The organism is Pseudomonas sp. GM17, assembly GCF_000282175.2.
Classification (GTDB): Bacteria; Pseudomonadota; Gammaproteobacteria; order Pseudomonadales; family Pseudomonadaceae; genus Aquipseudomonas; species Aquipseudomonas chlororaphis.
Map to the genome: position 1 here is coordinate 4464857 of NZ_CP124732.1, position 19557 is coordinate 4484413.

Here is a 19557-nt window from a genome sequence, read left to right on the forward strand (position 1 = left end):
CATTGCGGTTAGCGTTGATGCGGCCTGCATCTGCCAGTTGCTCGCCGTAGAAACTCTCTTCGGCACCGACAAACACACCACACTGGCTGCCACGGATCGAAGCGCCGAGGTAACCGGCGTCCTCGAACGCATGCCAGGCGGCTTGCAGGAACAGACGTTGCTGGGGATCGATCACTGCCGCTTCATGGGGCGAGAGTTCGAAGAACAGCGGGTCGAACGCCTCCACGCCATCGATAAAACCTGCGTAGAGCCGGGACTGCGTGGCAAAACCGGCGCTCTCGGCCCGCAAACCGCGACACGCCGAGGCGGCTTGAATCGCCGATGTGCCCTCGACCCAGTTCCGCCACAACTGCTCCACCGAATCCGCACCGGGGAAACGACCGCTGACGCCGATGATCGCGATCGGCTCATAGGTTTCGGGCGTGTTCGACGACGCCGATTGCGGCGCCATGTGCGGCTTGTCTGCCGGGACAACTGGGGGACTCTGCGGCGCCGGGTCGCGCGTCAGGAAAGCCAGCAGATCATCGACGCTCGGATTAGCAAAAAAGGTCGCGGGGGTCAGTGCGCAGCCCAGTCGTTGCGACAGTTGCTTGCCCAGTTGAGCCAGCTTGATCGAGTCGAAACCCAGCTCTGTCCAGTTCAGGCTCGTCCGGACACGCTCCGCCGGCAGCTTTATCTGCTCTTCGATAGCCTCGAACACCCATTGGCGCACCTGCCGCGCGTCGACCGGGGCCGACGACGGTTGAACCGGTATGGAAACGCCCGGTGCAGGCTCCGCTGCCGGCGCATGGCCCGACAGGCGACGCTGCAATGGGTTGTTGCCACCTACCAGAACGATCGCCTGAGGCACGGCCGAGGCGAGAATCTGCTCGAAAAGCGCCAGGCCGTCGGGGGTCTCCAGATAGTCCTGGCCACTACCGTCCAGGTAAAAGCGTTCTTCGCGGCGGCTGTTGAGCCCCATTGCCCCATCGCGCCACAACGGCCAGTTGATGACGATGTGGCGCGTCTGACTGTCGAGGTTCTTGGCCAGGGCAAATGCGCTCTGGTAACGGTTCGCCACGGCATAGCTGCAGGAACCGAAGTCCCCCAGAATCGCGGACGACGACGAAAACTGCACATGCCAGGTCAGCCCTTCAGGTTCGAACACCCGGGACAGGACGCGCGTTCCTTCGACCTTGGCCGCGAGCACGCGCTGGAAGTCAGCCAGGTCGATCGCCTCCAGCGTGGTGGTCGGTGCAGCCCCCGCCGCATGGATGACCCCATGAACCTGCCCAAAACGCGCTTTGGCTTGCTGTACGGCGCGACGCAGGCTGATTTCATCGCTGACATCGGCCTGCACATAAAGCAGGCGCCCGACACCTCGATCCAGCGCCTCGATGTCCCTGACGAGGGCCGGTGTCAGCGCTGAACGCCCGGCAAGGACCAGGTTCGCTCCCTGGGCATGCAGGCGACGCCATAGAAGCTGCGCCAGAGCCCCCATCCCGCCGGTGATGAACCAGGTCTTTCCCGCCTGTTCGACCGGGGGGCTGTCGACCAGCGCCAAGGCCTCGGTAACAGCCACATGGCGAATGCCATCCCGATAGAACACGCTGTCCTCTTCAGCGGCCAGCGCCTCTGGCAACACATGAAGGGCGAACCAGTCCGCCATCGACAATGCACCTGTGCCGGGGGTGTCCTGGCAGGCCAGCAGGCTGACCCGCGTCTGCGGCATGACCATCGGCAGCGAACGCACAAACCCCATCCAGCTCTCGACCTGGGCCTGCAACCTCGGCAGTGGATAACGAGCCAGCAGGAACAGTCGATGGACCGGTAACTGTGCCGCCATCATTGCCTGGATGCTGTACAGCAATCCTTCATAACGCTCGCAGTAATAGAGATCGCAGGCGCCCAGTGCGTGGTAGCAGATATCCACGTCGGACCAGCGTTGGCGCACCTGTTGAAAGGCCGCGGTGAAGCCCTCCAGGTCGTCACGGGCGAGCGCCACCCCATTGCTCAGGCCAGTGGCTTCGCCGTCGCAGACCAGGAACATCACCGCGCAACCCGGGTGCGCCTGTTCGATGACCAGGTTCAGCGCCTGGCCGCGCTCCGCACGATCGACCAGACACAGGACTCGCCGCACCTGCGCCGACGAATGACGGTTCTGCCGTTCCTGTGGCTGCCAGACTTCCCGGTAAGTCAGCACCGGTTGCTTGGCACGCGCCTCCACCTGCGCGCTTTCCCTGAGCGGTGAAGACGAGTTCCCCACTGCCGTCGGAGTCAGGCGGCGCAGGTCATGGCTCGGTGCAAGCCAATAGCGGTCACGACGGAACGGATAACCGGGCAAACTCAGGCGTTGCGGTTGCCGGACATGGCACTGCGCCCAATCCACCGGGTCGCCCTGCACCCAGTTGTCGATCTGCTGTTGCAGCGCCTGGCTGGTCCATGGCGCTGCGCTATGCACCGGCGGCAACGTGGGCTTGCTGCGGGGCGGAGTATCGCCGATGGCCAGCCAGGCCAGTTGCGACCAGTCGGTATCCAGTATCTGGCCCAGGCATTGGCTCAAATGGGCCATGTCCCGAACGACGAACCCCAGGCGCCACTCCAGGGTCTCGCGGCCTGTCTGTAATGTGAATGCCAGACGACTCAGGTGAGTGTCGTCGAGCCTTTCGTTGTGCAGGTGCCGCGACAGATCGTCGACGCGTTGCCGCAGTTGTTCACGGCTTTGCGCCGACAACACAATCGCACTCACGACAGCGCCAGGCATGTGGGCTGGAGCCTGATCATCCTCGGCGATCAACAGATGGGCATTGGCCCCTCCTGCCCCGAAGGAGGACAGGCCGGCAATCCGCGGCACCAGCCAGGTCTGGCCGTCCTGTTGCCTGGTCCGACGCTCCCAGGCTTGAGCCGTCTCCACGAGGTACAACGGCGTCTGGCTGAAATCGATACGCGGGTTGCATGGGTGGGCATGCAGGGTCGGCGCCAGCATGCCGTGTTTCATCTGCAGCAATATTTTGCTCAGGCCCGCCATGCCGGCGGCGCTTTCCGCGTGGCCGATATTGGACTTCACCGAGCCCAGCGCGCAGGTCTGGCCGGATGCCGTCAGCCCCGTATAGGCACCTACCAGCCCCTTGATTTCAATCGGGTCGCCCAGGGCGGTCCCGGTGCCATGGGCCTCGATGTAGCTGACATCCTGGGCCGCGATTCCCCCACGCTCGAGCGCTTTGACCATGAGCTGGGACTGGGATCGTGGACTCGGTACGGTGTAGCCCGACGTGCGTCCCCCGGCGCCGATCATGCTGCCCTTGATCACCCCGTAGATATGGTCGCCTTCTCGCCTGGCCTGCCCCAGGGATTTGAGCATCACCACGCCCACGCCTTCACTGGCGACGAAACCGTCCGCCCGATCGCCGAAGGCACGGCAGGCATCGCCGTGGGAGAGCATCTGCATGTAGGACAGGCTGGAGAGATGCACCGGGTCGGTAATCAGGTTGACCCCGCCCACCAGGGCGCTGGCGCAGCTGCCGCAACGGATGCTTTCGGCAGCCAGGTGCAGCGCACTCAGGGACGAAGAACAGGCCGTATCCAGCGCAATGCTGGGACCTCGAAAGTCAAAGACGTAGGACACGCGGTTGGCGATCGACCAATAGCGCGAAACCAGCGGATAGTCGCTGTTCATGACGCCGACAAACACCCCGACATCCCCTCCGTTCGAAAGCCCTTGGGGGGTGTAGCCGGCATCCTCGATGCAACTGTAGGCGTGCTGCAGAATCAGCCTTTCCTGCGGGTCCATCAACTCGGCCTCGGCCGGAGAAATATGGAAAAAGACTGGATCGAATTCGTCATGCCCCTCGATGAAACCGCCCCAGCGCGTATAGCAGCCGCCGATCAATTCGGGGTCGCTCGAAAAGCCGGTGCGCCAATCCCAGCGCTGCGCGGGAATTTCTTCGATGCAGTGCACCCCCTTGAGCAGGTTGTGCCAGAACGCGGGGAGATCGAGCGCCTGGGGATAACGACCGGCCATGCCGACAATCGCGATATCGTCGTCACGGTTGATTGTCAGCATCGGCAACCGCGGTGCCGCAGACGAGGCCTGTACTGAAGTCGCTGCCCCCTGCTGCGGTGTCTCGAGCAATGGGCCTTGAACGCGGTTGGTGTCGCTAACGTCCGTCTCAGCCCCGAACAGCCTGGCGCAGGTATCGGGCTCGTGAGCCAGGAAATAGTCCGCCACTTCGTCGATGGTCTGGACATCGAACAGCAGGCTGCTGTCGACTTTACCGAACAACTCGCCCAGGGCATTGGTGATGTACACCGCCGAGATCGAGTCAACTCCATAGCGCACCAATGGCGTGCTGTCATCGAGTTGATCGAGCGGAACCTCCAGGGCATTGCTGACCAGGGCTCTCATGCGCAGCACCGTATTGCTGCGCAAATCCGCGCCAGACGACACCGCGGGCTGGCTGCTGGCGGAGGGAGGATCCTCGGCCGTCACACTGCCGAAAAGCCCTGCGTAGACCTGAGGCTGAACCGAAAGAAAATGGTCGGCCAGCTCTTCAATCGTCTGCAGGTCGAACAACAAGGTGCCATCGACCTTGCCGAACACCTCACCCAAGGCGTTGGTGATGTACACCGCCGAGATCGAGTCGACGCCATAACGCACCAGCGGCGTACCGAGATCCAACTCGTCAACAGGCACCTGTAGGGCCTCACTGACCAGAGTCTTCATATGAGCCAACGCCCTGTCGCGCAGATCACGCACCGGCTTTGCCGAGTCTCTCGCTGGCAACGGCGCCAGCCCCCCATTCGCTTCGGCGGGCAACGACGCAGCCAGGGCGGCGACCTGAGGTGCAACGGCCATGGCCGCGCCCAGGGGCTGCGGCAGCAGTGCCTGCATCTGCAGGTCCGCGCGGGCCAGTACCCCGGCCACATCGCTCACCGTGGCGTACCGATCGCCGATTTCCAGCGCACGATCCAGCAGCATGCCCGGCAAGATATTGAGCGCGTTGAAATCGAGCATGCGGATGAAGCCCAGTTGCGAAAGCGAACTGCGCAGCAGGAACTCGACGGCCGCGATGCCCTCGGCGGTATCAATGCAAGCAACGCCGATGTTCGCCATCCGCTGACGATAGTGCTCGGAAGCACCCGCGCCGAACTCGCCCCAGTAGCCCCAGTTCATGATCTTGACCGGGAACCGGCAAACGTTGCGCAAGTGATGGGCAAAGGCATCCTGGAATACCGACCCTGACGTGTAATTGCTCTGCCCCGCGGTCTTGAGGAAGGCCGCCAGAGAGGAGAAGAACAACATGAAGTCGAGCGGTTCATGGCCGAACACCTGCGCCATGTTCACACTGCTTGCGACCTTGGTGCCTAGCACCAGGGCGAACGTTCGCTCCTCCATGCTCAGGACACTCTGATCGTGGAGCACGATGGCCGAATTGATCACGCCATGAATGTGCGCAAAGCGTTGCTTGATCTGCCGATGGGCCTCGGCAAGCGCCGCCGGGTCGGTTGCATCAGCCTGAAAATAGATCGGCACATGAGACAGGTCGCGGAAACTGTCCAGTTCCGCGGTGATGCCTTGCTCCAGGCTGCGCCTGCCAAGCCAGATCACGTTGGCGCTGTAGTGTTCGATCAGATAACGGCTCAGGGCCTTGCCGATGCCACCGGCGCCACCGAGGATCACATACACCCCATGCCGACGGAACGCCCAGGCCTCTTTCGCCAGCGGCTCATGGCACGCCATCAGGCATTGCCGGTACCAACGGCCTGCACGCAAGGCCCAGGTTTCCCCTTTCGAGTCGAAGGGCAGCGTCAGCAGTTGCTCCACTGGCCAGGGGCGAGTCCCGTCCAGGTCAATCATCCGGAAACGCCATTTACGCATTTCCTTGGCAAGCACCCCTACCAAGCCGTGGACGGAGGCATGGGCGGCAAAGACCGGCTCGGCCTCGTGCACCGATTGAGCCTGGGATGTGACCAGCGTCAATGACAACTGACGGGTATGGCAGTCTTGCGAAAGCAGCGCCTTGACCAGTCGGAACAGGTTCATCATGCCTGTTTCCTGTTCTTGTATCAGGTCGGCTCCAGGCGTTGGAGCAATCCACAGGATTTCATCGAACGCCCCTGCGCGGGCCAGCAGGCGATCACACGACTCGCGACTGGCCAGCTCCTGATGGTCGGCATAAACACGCTGCGGCAACAGCCTGGACAGCTCGGCTTCGATTCCATCCTGCGTGCCGATCTGCAATACCTTGAGAGGCGCGGGTGCTGGCGTGGCAAGCCATTCACAAGGTTGCCACTCGACCGCCAAGGACACATTCCTACCCGGCGTGACAGCGACCGGGGCGACCTCGACCGGGACACGTTTCGCCGCAGAGAAATCCTTGATCGTCAATGCGCTGAACAGCGCGCAAAGCCGCCCGTCGACATCGAGCAGCTGGATATCGAAGACCTTGCCGTCCCCTTGTGCCGCATGCGAGACAATGCACCACATCTCGGATGAACAGGCACGATGCAGATCCGCCCGTTCCAGGGCAAAAGGCACCGGTAGCCAGTCGCTATGATCGGCCCCCAGATAAAACCCGATGATCGCCTGGAACGCCCCATCCGCCATTGAAGGATGGAGCTGGTAGCTTGTGTCGAATGGCGCCAGGTTCAGTCTGGCAACTACGTGGTGCGCCCCGCGGTGCAGGTATTCAATGGTCTGGTGGCTGCGCCCGTAGTCCAGGCCGATGCTCGCGAAGTGGCGATAGCACTCAGCCCCCTCATACCGCCGATGACAGTGCTGGCCAATGAATGCCGGTACATCGAGCGCTGGCGGCGCGGATTGCTGCAGCCTGCCGATCGTGCCCCTGGCGCATGTCAGGTAGTCACCCGAGGCGTCCGTGCTTTCAATGATGAATGACTGATGGGCGCTGTCTTGGACGCTCAGGGTAATACGTGTGTCGAGTACTGCGTCTGCCACTTGTGCCGGCCTGGACCAGAGCAGTTTGTGCAGGCTCAGTGGCGCCTTATCGGGCGTCAATGCCTCATGTGCCGCTCTGGCCATCTCCAGATAGGCAACGGCCGGCAGTATCGGGCTGCCGTTGACTTGATGATCGGCCAGGAAAGGCTCCTGACCGCTGAACACTGAAGAAAACATCAGTGTTCCAGACTGATGCTGTCCGAGCAGGGGATGGGCATGAGGTCCATCTACCACTGGCGACGGGTAAGGTGAAAGCCGGGTATCGGTTTTCAACCAGAGCTTGTTCCGGGAAAACGGATACGTCGGCAGGCTGACGCGAGCCGGACGAACCTTGCCGTACAGGTTCGCCCAGTCGATATCCGCGCCATCGATCCAGGCGCGCAGGCATTGCTGTGGGTCAGCGCCGCCATGGGTGTCCCCGGGCACCGCCGGACGGGCTGTCGATTCGTTTATCCTGCCGTGCAGAATATGGGCAACCTGCTCATGGGCCCCATCGAGGAACTGCTCCAGTGACGCAATCGCCGCATCCACATCCTGGGCCACGAATCCGAGGCGCCAATCAAAGGCCTCCCTGCCCACTTGCAAGGTGTAGGCACACTCAAGCAGCTCCTGGGAGGTAGCGGCACCGCCCGCCTGGAAGAACTGCAACAACTGCCTGGCCTGGAGCTGCAAGGCCACCTGGTTGGGTGCGGACAACACCAGGACTGGAGGCACCTGCGGGCCTTGCTGAGCGACCGCCTGCGACGGCAGATACTCCGCAATGATCAGGTGGGCATTCGAGCCTCCGGCGCCGTATGAAGACAGGCTGGCCATGCGCGGACGCCGACGGCCCTGCTCGTCGACCGCACACGGCCATGCCTCCAGATTCCGCTGCACATAGAAGGGAGAGTCGGTGAAGTTGAGATCGGGATTGATTTCATCGGCATACAGCGAGGGTGCCAACTGCCCATGTTTCATCTGCAGCAGGATTTTGCTCAGCGCCGCAACACCGGCGGCGCTTTCAGAATGGCCAATGTTCGACTTGACCGATCCGATTGCACAGAACTGTTTATCCTGGGTATAGGCGCCAAAGGCGGTGCTCAGTCCTTGTAACTCGATCGGGTCGCCTACCGGCGTGCCGGTGCCATGCGCTTCGACATACTGGATGTGCCGGGGATCGATACCTGCCTTGTCGATGGCCTCCCTGATCAACGCCGATTGCTGCTCGGCGTTGGGCACGTAGTAACCCGTGGAGTGCCCGCCGTGATTTATCACACTGGCCTTGATGACCCCATGGATTCGGTCACCATCGAGCACAGCCTTGGCCAAGGGCTTGAGCACCACGACACCGACACCTTCGCTGGGAATATAGCCATCCCCTCCCCTGGCGAAACTGCGACAGCGCCCCTTTTGCGAAAGGAACTTGTTGTCCTTGAGCAAGCGGTACTTGTTGGGGTGCAAAGAGAGATTGATACCACCGGCCAACGCCACTTCGCACTCTTGCAATTGCAGGCTCTGGCAAGCCAGGTGGATGGCGGTAATCGAGGACGAACACATGGTATCGAGCGTCAGGCTCGGGCCATTGAAACCGCAGAAAAAACTGACCCGGTTCGCAATGGATGCGGCCACACCATTCGCCGCCGTGCCATCGCTGACCAATGAAGCTTCAACTCCGTAGAGTTGATACTCCTGATACATGGCTCCCGCGAAGACCCCCACCCGGCTTTGCCTGGAATGCCGCTCGGCCACCGACTTGCCCAAGGTCCTTCGGGTGTAGCCGGCGTCCTCGATGGCAGCATAGGCACATTGCAGGAAAAGCCGTTCCTGCGGATCGAGCTTGGCGGCATCCCGCGGAGTGATGTTGAAGAACAGCGAATCGAAGCAATCGACATCCTTCAGGAAACCGCCCCAGGTATCGCCAGAGTGCTCTCGTTGCGGGTGTCCCTGTTGCCAGCGATCTTCGGGCAGCCTGGATACACAGTCGCGACCTGAGGCCAGGTTGCGCCAGAACTCATCAAGGTTTTCAGCCATGGGATAACGACCGGAGACGCCGATGATCGCGATGTCCTGAAAGTCCGCCTGGGGACCGCCGACCTTCTCGTTATCTGGAAAAAATGCTGGTGTATTCATGATGCCACCCGAAAGTTATTCAAATAGTAGGAGGTTGAGGTTTCCATCGGGCACAGGCCGCCTATACCACCAGGACGGGCCACAGTCGGGCTTCATCCAGAGGCAGGGTTAATGCGACGTTGATTCCGGTTTTGGAACGACGACCTCTTGGCGTGAACTCAGTCAGCCATCAGCGGCTCGCGCGCCCAGTGGTCGAGCACCTTGAGTTCGCCGCTTTCCCAGGCCTGGCGACAGGCTTTGCGGCGGACTTTGCCGCTCGATGTCCGCGGTACCTGGCCGGGAGATACCAGCACCACGGCTTGCGGATTGATTTCGTGTTTCATCCAGACTTCCTTCTGGATATCCATCATCATGTCCTGCAAATTGCCATGACGTTGCGTGCGCTCGACTTCGGCGACAATCACCAGGCTTTCCTGAACGTCATGCTCGCTGACGAATGCAGCGCAGCCATTAGCGACCACCTTGGGCTGACTCGTCACGACCGACTGCTCGATGTCTTCCGAATAGAAGTTGCGCCCGGCGATGATGATCATGTCCTTCAAGCGACCGGTCACGTACAGCTCCCCTTCATGCAGAAATCCAAGATCACCGGAGCGAAGGTAAACCTCTCCCGCCTGATCGCTGACGGACTGGAACGCGTGGTTGCTGGCTTGCGCCTGCTGCCAATACCCACGGGCAACGCTCGGCCCCGATACGCAGATCTCACCGACACAGCGCTCGGCGCACGGCGAGGCCGTCTCGGGATCGACAATCAGTAACTTCTGCTGGCCGATTACCGGTCCGACGCTGACCAACGAACGCCATACCGGACTGTCCTGGGCCTGTGGAGTCTCGAATTGCTGGTTGATGATTGCGTGCTTTTCATCCTGCAGAATCTGCCGGTCGACCAGCAGACTGGAAGGCTGTTTATCACCGGCATAGCCGGTAACGATCAATGTGCTCTCAGCCAGTCCGTAGCACGGTGCAAAAGCGAAGGGGTCGAAGCCGCTGGCAGCAAAACGCGAGGAGAACCCAGCCATGGTCCGGGCCCTGACAGGCTCCGCGCCATTAAAAGCATGCCGCCAACTGCCAAGATCCAACGTAGACAATTGCTCATTGCTGATGCGCTGACAGCACATGCTGTAGGCAAAGTTGGGAGCACCGCTGATCGTCGCTCGATACCGACTGATCGCGTCCAACCAGACAAACGGGCTATGGGCAAAGGTTTCCGGTGGCATCAACACGCACGGATAACCAGCCATGACCGGCGCCAACAGACCCGCGATCAACCCCATGTCGTGGTAAGGCGGAAGCCAGCTGACCATGACCTCGCCAGGCTTCCCCCCCAGCCATTCGTTGAGCATCCCCAGGTTGTGTTCAATATTCCGGTTGGAAACCATCACCCCTTTGGGGTTTCCCGTACTTCCTGAGGTGTATTGCAGGAATGCGGTGTTTTCAGGAAGTTGAACCGCAGGTTCGGGCAGCCCCTCGACGTATCGCTCACTTGCCTCAATAGTCAGCAAGGCGGAGTCGGGGACGCCCATTTCGGAAAAAAACTCACCGTAACGCCCCATCCCCTTGGCGTTGCAGAGCAACAAGGAAGCCTGGGCATCGTTCAAAATGCTGACGACGCGCGAGACATGCAAACGATTGCGCGGCGGAAATAAAGGAACGGCAACAGCACCCGCATAAAGACAGCCAAAAAACGCCGTGACGTACTCCGGCCCAGGTTGACAGAGAATCAGGACGCGTTCCCCAACACCCGCTCCGGCAGCCTTGAGCATGGCTGCCACTCGACTTGCGGAACGCTTCAGTTCCGCGTAATCCAGAACCTGCTCCGACACACCCTTCGACGACAAAAATTCGAACGCTCTCTGTGAGGAAGAAGTTCTGGCGCGCTCGCAAAGTTTATCAATGATCGAACTCATAAGTATCACCCCCTTCAGGCAACTATTTAAGTAGGTACTCTCGGCACTCATCACTGCTATCGATTTTTTTGGGCAACGACAAACCGTCCATCGCTCATACCAAACGATGAATTAGGCCCAGCTCTATCAAAATCACAAGATCATTTATTCACTACAACCAGGGCGCGCCGACTTCCAGATTCAATGAAGACAAGACATCAACAATGGAAGTTACCATTGCATAACATAGTCAATGCCAATGATGTTTTCAGACGAACCCCACCCGCCAGTCGAACTCAAGCGTTATTCGAGTTAAACTTTATAATCTTTATCGTGAAATTAATCGTCGTTCAAGAAGCGCTAATGAGATCACCCAGCGCAACACTGCCTCAATTACGGCGAGATACAGGTATAGAGGCATCCACTCCCAGAACCGGAATGAAAGACAAACCACTAGATACGTAAACTTATCGGATTTTACCGGAAGCGAACCGCTTCCAGCAGGCAGGAGGTAGCAAGGAGCGCTAAAGGGAGAGGCGTCGATGGCGAGCGGATCATTTGCATATTCATGATCTATCGTCACATTCATTGACAAGGCACTAATGGCCTTACGAGCAGGGCATTTCACTTTGCAGCAATACGTCGTTAATCCGCTCCCCATGAAGTAACGCTGAACCAACCCGCGCTGCCACTTCCATGCTACATGCGCCACAGTCAGGACAGCATTTCCATGGTTGATGAAAAGCACCTCAATACCCTGCCTACAACCGGAAAAACGCCTACGCTCAGCCATAACCACTCGAGCGAAGCCTGTATCATACAATGCGTGCAACTGCCCAGGCACCACAACACGAACAAGAGTCCCACGATGCAACGGTTTAAAGCCCTCTACAGAAAGGCTGTAGATCCGATGTATCAAAGACAAGATCAAAGCCCCGTCTCGATAACCATCAGGCAGATGGGCTTTCATAGGAAACCCCTGAAATTACATCCCTGCATATTTCATGATTCCATACCAGTTAACCGTTGACAGGCATGATAGCGCGACTTCATCAATCTTAAGCCAGTCGCATACTTTTCATACGCCATCGTTTTTCAAATCAACCACCAACGACCCAACTCTATCAAAGATACTCTTCAAGACCTTATATAAATCGGCGTTTTTTTATCATTTTTAATCAGTGCTCGCGTCGATACACTCTCATATCTAGACACATCCTCCAGACAGATGGATCGACATATTACGCCTCCGCACTCAACGCGGACTCCTTGCACTGCCGGGAGCGACTTGGGGTACAACCGAATCGACGCCGGTAGCTCTGGGTAAAGTACGACTGACTGGAAAAACCACTTGCCATCGCAATATCCACAATGCTCAGCTCGCTATTAAGGAGCAAATGATGGGCATGCAAAATTCGTCTCTCACTGATCCAGGCCCTGGGAGAGACGCCATACACAACTCCAAAAAGATCCTTGAACGTCGTCAAGCCCATGCCAAACTCCCTGGAAAACTGACTTATCCGCCATTCCTTCAGGAAGTACTGCTCCATAAAAAGCTGCAATCGCTCGACGTTCCTGTTGCTCTGCTGACGCAGTAATGACATCAACTCTGCGCCTTGAGGACCAAAGACAAACAGAATCAGCAACTCTTCCACCTTCAACGATGCCAGCATCGGTGGGTGCTCGTGCACAAGCAAATTCTTCAAACTTTTTACACAATCAGCGAGCAATGGATTGCTCTCAAAAGCGATAATATTTACACCTGATTTTTCCCTCCGCTCAACCTCACCCAGCAATGCGCCGAAGCGCTGGATAAAGCCTTGCAGGAACTGATCTGACAATGGAATCCATAACAAGTCACTTCGCTGCTCCCCAGTTCTCACCAGATAGCTACCCCGCCTGACAACCAATAGCTCGCCAGCTTCAATGTGCCTTGTTACGTTAACATCTCGAATTGTCAGCTCCCCCCTCATCAGAACATAAACACCTTCTACAGAGATGGATAGTGACTGAAACGCAGGAATACACCATCGACACGAAGATACTTTCTGATCAAGCGTGTTAGCACCTTGCATATCATTATAACCCCAACTTGTACAGCACCCCTATGCCGCCATGCTTAAACAGCATGCCAACATCACCCCTATATACTATTACAATTTTTTTGCAGCGCATCATCAACCTGGGCCGACTACGCGTATTCATGATTTAGTGCAATAGCTCTTATTACCCCAGCAGCCGGCAGCGGTGTATATCTTACGCACAAGCAACTATAGATTATTAACCTTTTGGGTAGTACAGACAGGAAGCAGACAGGAAGGCCTTGGACAAATATTTAAATTATTATTGACATTCAACCTGCTCGAGATTATTACCAAACCAACAGATAGCATATAGCCATCATCGCCCTTGACCTTAGCGGCTCCTCATAAAATGCCAAGCACCATCTAATCATTAAGCGCAGTCTCGCAAGCCACTCCTCTTTTGCCTCTCAGCCAACTAAATCCGGCAACCAAGAAACTACTGCGCCCACCTCTTGTCCATTGAATGCTAACACGCAAGGTACGAAGCACTTTGTCACTGACAGACTTATATTTTAAAAAAAAAGCCACATCTACTCGCAGCCTTTCTCATGAAGTAATCACAAAATCTTACAATGAATCCATCTTATAACTTCAAACTAGCGCTTGATGCATGCTTCATGCTTTACAAGCGTACAGGCTCCCTCTCCACCCAAGCCAAGTACCCCATTGGTAAAGACCCTCTCCCTGGACGGGCCTCCGAACACCCCATTTTTACCCCCAACAAAAGTGGTTCATCGATCACCCTACCCCTCTGCTATCGACAAGGAGAAAACCGGGGCTCGAGCGAATGCCTGCCGATCATCCTGCTCTGGTTCTTCTGATCCGCGTCCTCCCCTCGTCTCATCGCCGCGCATGACATGATGCACCGCCCACCCGGGATCAGACCATGAGCCTCTCCCCCTCTTAAACTCCCCACAAGGCCCTACCTACGCGCAACGCTCGGTTGGCAAGCGCAGCGCAGGATTCGACTGCGGGGACAGGCATAGATCTACGTCGAGGCGAAGGCAATTGATGAAAAATACAGTCGCCACCACAACGAACACCATAAAGGAGACGCACGATGGCGCGACAACCGACACCGGTATCTGCCAAATGACAAATCAACGATGAGGCACAGAGACGCGTCACAGAGCGGTACCCCAGGAAAAGATCCAGCAGCAGGGGCCATGACGCCTGGATTTGCTGACGTCACGCAGCAGAAACCAAATCGGCGACCAACAAAGCCCACGAACCTCATGAAAACCTGTATTCCCGCCCTGGCGGAAGGATGAGAAAGAGAATCAGGTCATGATTCAGCGAATGCACACCACAGCCAGGAAGAATGTGAGGATTGCAGAGCAAAGGCCTGAAGAGAGAGGATCTTCACTCCTGCGCGAGCCCTCGGAGAAGGGCTACAGCTGTAGGCAGCTCCCGAACCACAAGAACAGAAGCGCAACTAGGCGCCAGCGTTCTTAAAAAGGAGGCCGGCCTGAAAAGCCGAGAAATAACGTAAAAGTCATGCGCATGAAAAAGCCCAACCTGTGAAGATTGGGCTCAGTCATTGAATTATATGGTCGGGACGGAGTGATTCGAACACTCGACCCCTAGCACCCCATGCTAGTGCGCTACCGGACTGCGCTACGCCCCGACTAGGCGTGTTACTGGGTTTGCTTCTTAACGAAGCGTTCAAGAATATATCGCAAGCTTTTGAAATATGGAAGTATTTTAAAGGCTGAAAATCATTTCTTGAGTACTACCAGAACGTCCTCCAGTTCGGAGATCATCTGACGGATCAATTGCTTGTACTGGGTGGTGTCGTCTTTGGCTTCATCACCGGAAAGGCGCAGGCGTGCTCCACCGATGGTGAATCCCTGATCATACAGCAACGCGCGGATCTGCCGGATCATCAGCACATCCTGGCGCTGATAATACCGGCGATTTCCGCGGCGCTTGACGGGGTTGAGTTGAGGAAACTCCTGCTCCCAATAACGCAGCACATGCGGCTTGACCGCACAGAGCTCGCTGACTTCACCGATGGTGAAGTAGCGCTTGCCCGGAATGACCGGGAGCTCGTCGTTATGACTTGGTTCCAGCATAAGCCTCAACTCGGGCCTTCAACTTCTGCCCTGGACGAAAGGTGACCACACGGCGTGCCGTGATCGGGATTTCTTCACCCGTCTTCGGGTTGCGGCCAGGTCGCTGGCGTTTATCCCGAAGATCGAAGTTACCGAAACCGGACAGTTTGACCTGTTCGTTATCTTCGAGAGCGTGCCTGATTTCCTCAAAAAACAGCTCGACCAATTCCTTGGCCTCACGTTTATTCAGGCCCAGCTCTTCGTAGAGACGTTCGGCCATTTCAGCTTTCGTCAGAGCCCCCATACGTCACTTCCTTAACGTGGCGTTCAACCTTTGTTCGAGCGAGGTGAGGATATTTTGCGTCGTGGAGTTCACCTCATCGTCATTAAGAGTGCGCGATGGATGCTGCCAGGTCAAGCCAACTGCAAGGCTTTTTCTATGAGGATCAATGCCTTTACCCTGGTACACGTCAAACAACCTGAGGTCTGTCAGCCATTCGCCTGCATTCTCACGGATTACATCCAGTACCGCACTGGCAGCGACATCGCGATCAGCCAGCAAGGCCAAGTCACGACGCACTTCAGGAAAGCGCGACAACTCACGGAATTCAGGCATTTTTCCCGAGGCTACTTCGGCCAGAACCAGCTCGAAAACGAAGACCGGACGGTCAAGACCGAGGGTTTTCGACAATTCAGGGTGGATAGCGCCAATATAACCAACCAGACGACCTTCACGCTCGATGCGCGCGGTTTGACCCGGGTGCAACGCAGGGTGCTTGCCAGGCGCGAAAGTGAACGCATCGAGTGCACCGGCAAAACCCAGCACCGCTTCCACATCAGCCTTGACGTCGAAGAAGTCCACAACATCGCGGCCTTGTGCCCAGCCTTCCGGCAGACGGGTACCGCATACCACACCGGCCAGCATCGGCTCTTGCTTCAAGCCTTCCAGTTGACCGACGAAACGCAGACCGCTCTCAAACAGACGGACACGGTCCTGCTGGCGGTTCAGGTTGTGCTGAAGCGCCTTGACCAGCCCCGGCCACAGCGAGGAACGCATGGCAGCCATGTCGTTGGAAATCGGGTTGGCCAGCAACAGCGGCTCGACTCCCGGATTAAACAACTCGAACTGTTTCGGATCGATGAAGCTGTAAGTAATGGCTTCCTGATAACCGCGGGCCACCAGTAAACGACGCAGCTCTGGCAGATCGCTACGAGCTTCGGCCTTGGCTTGTGGAGCCAGACGTGCCTGAGGGTAGCGAACCGGTAGGCGGTTGTAGCCGTACAGGCGAGCCAGCTCTTCGATCAGATCGACTTCCAGGCTGATGTCGAAGCGATGACTTGGCACCTCAACGCGCCACTGCCCTGCTCCATCGGCGGAAATCTTCAGACCCAGAGCACCGAGCAGACGCTCGACTTCTGCCGCTTCGATTTCCATGCCCAGCATCTGGGTGATGCGCTCGGCACGCAGAGTGACCGGAGCGATCGAAGGCAGGTGCTGCTCGCTGACGGTTTCAATGATCGGGCCAGCTTCGCCACCAGTAATCTCCAGCAGCAAGCCGGTGGCGCGCTCCATGGCTTCACGGGCCAATTGCCAGTCCACACCACGCTCGTAGCGATGCGAGGCGTCGGTGTGCAGGCCATAGGAACGGGCTTTACCAGCGACAGCGATCTGGTCGAAGAAGGCACTTTCCAGGAAAACGTCGCGGGTAGTTGCCGTTACGCCGCTGTGCTCGCCGCCCATGACACCGGCAATCGCCAGGGCACGGGTATGGTCGGCGATAACCAGGGTATCGCTGCGCAGGGCCACTTCCTGGCCGTCGAGCAAGACCAGCTTCTCGCCCTCTTCGGCCATCCGCACACGGATGCCACCGTTGATTTCGGCGAGGTCGAAAGCATGCAGCGGTTGCCCCAGCTCCAGCATCACGTAGTTGGTGATGTCTACAGCCGCATCGATGCTGCGTACATCAGCGCGACGCAGACGCTCGACCATCCACAGTGGGGTCGGCTTGGACAGATCAACATTACGGATAACCCGGCCCAGATAACGCGGGCACGCTGCGGGTGCCAGTACTTCAACCGGACGCACTTCGTCGTGCGCAGGTGCCACAGATAGCACCACCGGACGGGCGACAGGCGCTGCGTAGAGCGCGCCGACTTCACGGGCGAGCCCCGCCAGCGACAGGCAATCACCACGATTCGGGGTCAGGTCGACCTCGATGCTGGCGTCGTCCAGCTCCAGGTACTCACGGAAATCCTTGCCTACCGGCGCATCCACCGGTAGCTCCATCAGACCGTCATTGCCCTCTCCCACCTGCAGTTCTGCCTGGGAGCACAGCATGCCGTTCGACTCGACGCCACGCAGCTTGGCCTTCTTGATCTTGAAGTCACCAGGCAGCTCAGCGCCGATCATGGCGAAAGGGATCTTCAGGCCCGGACGCACGTTTGGTGCACCGCACACGACCTGGAAGGTTTCCGCACCGTTGCTGACCTGGCAAACACGTAGTTTGTCGGCATCAGGGTGTTGCTCGGTGCTCAGCACCTCGCCCACCACCACGCCACTGAAAACACCGGCGGCCGGCGTTACGCTATCGACCTCAAGACCGGCCATCGACAGACGAGCAACCAGCTCGTCGCGACTTACCTGCGGGCTTACCCAGCCACGCAGCCATTGTTCACTGAATTTCATCCTGCTCTCCTGAAAGATTCGTTACGGGCGTGCGACCTAGCGAAATTGCGCGAGGAACCGCAAGTCGTTGTCGAAGAACAGGCGCAAGTCATTCACGCCGTAACGCAGCATGGCCAGACGCTCGGCGCCCATGCCGAAGGCAAAGCCCTGGAACTCTTCCGGATCGATCCCGGACATGCGCAGCACATTCGGGTGAACCATGCCGCAGCCCATGACTTCCAGCCAACCGGTCTGCTTGCAGACACGGCAGCCCTTACCGCTGCACATCACACATTCCATGTCGACTTCGGCGGACGGCTCGGTGAACGGGAAGTACGAAGGACGGAAACGCACTGCCAGTTCTTTTTCGAAGAACACCCGCAGGAACTCTTCGATGGTCCCTTTGAGGTCGGCGAAATTGATGTCGCGATCGATCAGCAGGCCTTCGACCTGATGGAACATCGGCGAGTGGGTGATATCGGAGTCGCTACGGTACACACGGCCTGGGCAGACGATGCGGATAGGCGGCTGCTGCGATTCCATGGTGCGGACCTGTACCGGAGAGGTATGGGTGCGCAACAGCATGTTCGCATTGAAATAGAAGGTGTCATGCATCGAACGGGCCGGGTGGTGGCCTGGGATGTTGAGCGCCTCGAAGTTGTGATAGTCGTCTTCGACCTCAGGGCCTTCGGCGATGCCGTAGCCGATATGGGTGAAGAACTGTTCAATACGTTCCAGAGTCCGGGTCACAGGATGCAGACCGCCGGAGACCTGGCCACGGCCAGGCAGGGTCACATCGATGGACTCAGCGGACAGTTTGGCAGCCAGCTCGGCTTCTTCAAACAAAGCCTTACGCGTATTGAGAGCCTCTGTAACACGCTCCTTGGCAACGTTGATCAGGGCGCCGACCTGCGGGCGCTCCTCTGCCGGCAAATTCCCCAGGGTCTTCATCACCTGAGTCAATTCACCCTTCTTGCCAAGGTACTGAACCCGGATTTGCTCCAGGGCATTGATATCTTCAGCGCTTTGCACAGCCTCTAGTGCTTGAGAGACCAGCGCATCCAGGTTTTCCATGTACAGACTCCAGATACAAAATAGGGGAAGAGCTTGTAGGCTCTTCCCCTATTTATGACGTTTAACACCTGAGCCCACAGAGGTGAGCCCGGGTGACTGTCGGGGGTACTTAAGCCAGAGTGGCTTTAGCTTTCTCGACAATCGCAGCAAACGCCGCTTTTTCGTTCACTGCCAGATCAGCCAGAACCTTACGGTCGATCTCGATGGACGCTTTTTTCAGGCCGGCGATGAAACGGCTGTAGGACAGACCGTTGATACGAGCACCAGCGTTGATACGAGCGATCCACAGAGCGCGGAACTGACGTTTTTTCTGACGACGGTCGCGGTAGGCGTATTGGCCTGCCTTGATTACCGCTTGCTTGGCGACACGGAATACGCGGGAGCGCGCGCCGTAGTAGCCTTTAGCAAGTTTCAGAATTTTTTTGTGACGTTTACGGGCAATGACGCCACGCTTTACACGAGCCATGAGTTACTTCCTCTATTCTTGATCCAAAAATTAACGAAGGCGCAGCATGCGCTCGACTTTTGCCACGTCAGACGGATGCAGCAAGCTGCTACCGCGCAGTTGACGCTTACGCTTGGTCGACATTTTGGTCAGGATGTGGCTCTTGAAAGCGTGCTTGTGCTTGATACCGTTAGCAGTTTTCAGAAACCGCTTAGCAGCACCACTTTTGGTTTTCATCTTTGGCATGTTCGGATACTCCGCATTCAGTTGATAAACATAATCAGAAGGCCTGCCGTGCCCTGT

10 protein-coding genes and 1 tRNA gene (1 of these 11 running past the window's edge) are annotated in these 19557 nt (G+C 57.8%); all 11 read right to left on the reverse strand.

Annotation, left to right across the window (positions count from 1 at the left end; genetic code table 11):
* Nucleotides 1–9046: the 5' portion of an SDR family NAD(P)-dependent oxidoreductase gene (locus PMI20_RS19965; RefSeq protein WP_007920504.1), read on the reverse strand. Its footprint begins 1691 nt before the window's first position; only the first 9046 of its 10737 coding nucleotides appear in the window; it begins with the start codon at nt 9044–9046; its stop codon lies beyond the left edge, outside the window.
* 158 nt (nt 9047–9204) lie between these two features.
* Entirely contained in the window at nt 9205–10953 is a 1749-nt protein-coding gene (locus tag PMI20_RS19970) for a fatty acyl-AMP ligase (RefSeq protein ID WP_157173126.1), read from the reverse strand.
* Between the two features lie 307 nt (nt 10954–11260).
* Nucleotides 11261–11902, reverse strand: a complete 642-nt coding sequence (locus tag PMI20_RS19975) for a hypothetical protein (RefSeq protein ID WP_007920507.1) — start codon at nt 11900–11902, stop codon at nt 11261–11263.
* 271 nt (nt 11903–12173) lie between these two features.
* Complete coding sequence (locus tag PMI20_RS19980; RefSeq protein ID WP_037033539.1) at nt 12174–13007, reverse strand: helix-turn-helix transcriptional regulator; 834 nt, start codon at nt 13005–13007, stop codon at nt 12174–12176.
* Between the two features lie 1559 nt (nt 13008–14566).
* Nucleotides 14567–14643 (reverse strand) — tRNA-Pro (locus PMI20_RS19985).
* 91 nt (nt 14644–14734) lie between these two features.
* Nucleotides 14735–15091, reverse strand: coding sequence for a MerR family transcriptional regulator (locus PMI20_RS19990; RefSeq protein ID WP_007920509.1), 357 nt, complete (start codon nt 15089–15091; stop codon nt 14735–14737).
* Nucleotides 15072–15374: an integration host factor subunit alpha gene (gene ihfA, locus PMI20_RS19995; protein ID WP_002553164.1), complete on the reverse strand. Its 303-nt coding sequence runs from the start codon at nt 15372–15374 to the stop codon at nt 15072–15074. The genes PMI20_RS19990 and ihfA overlap by 20 nt, the downstream gene beginning before the upstream one ends.
* Nucleotides 15375–15377: 3 nt before the next feature.
* A complete protein-coding gene (gene pheT / locus PMI20_RS20000) occupies nt 15378–17756 on the reverse strand; it encodes a phenylalanine--tRNA ligase subunit beta (RefSeq protein ID WP_007920510.1) in 2379 nt (792 codons plus the stop codon).
* Nucleotides 17757–17792: 36 nt separating this feature from the next.
* On the reverse strand, nt 17793–18809 hold the full coding sequence (gene pheS / locus PMI20_RS20005) for a phenylalanine--tRNA ligase subunit alpha (RefSeq protein WP_007920512.1): 1017 nt from the start codon (nt 18807–18809) through the stop codon (nt 17793–17795).
* 109 nt (nt 18810–18918) lie between these two features.
* The gene (rplT, locus tag PMI20_RS20010) at nt 18919–19275 is read right to left on the reverse strand and encodes a 50S ribosomal protein L20 (RefSeq protein WP_007905879.1); all 357 of its coding nucleotides are present in this window, start codon (nt 19273–19275) and stop codon (nt 18919–18921) included.
* Between the two features lie 30 nt (nt 19276–19305).
* Nucleotides 19306–19500, reverse strand: a complete 195-nt coding sequence (gene rpmI / locus PMI20_RS20015; protein WP_002553160.1) for a 50S ribosomal protein L35 — start codon at nt 19498–19500, stop codon at nt 19306–19308.
* Nucleotides 19501–19557 lie beyond the last annotated feature (57 nt).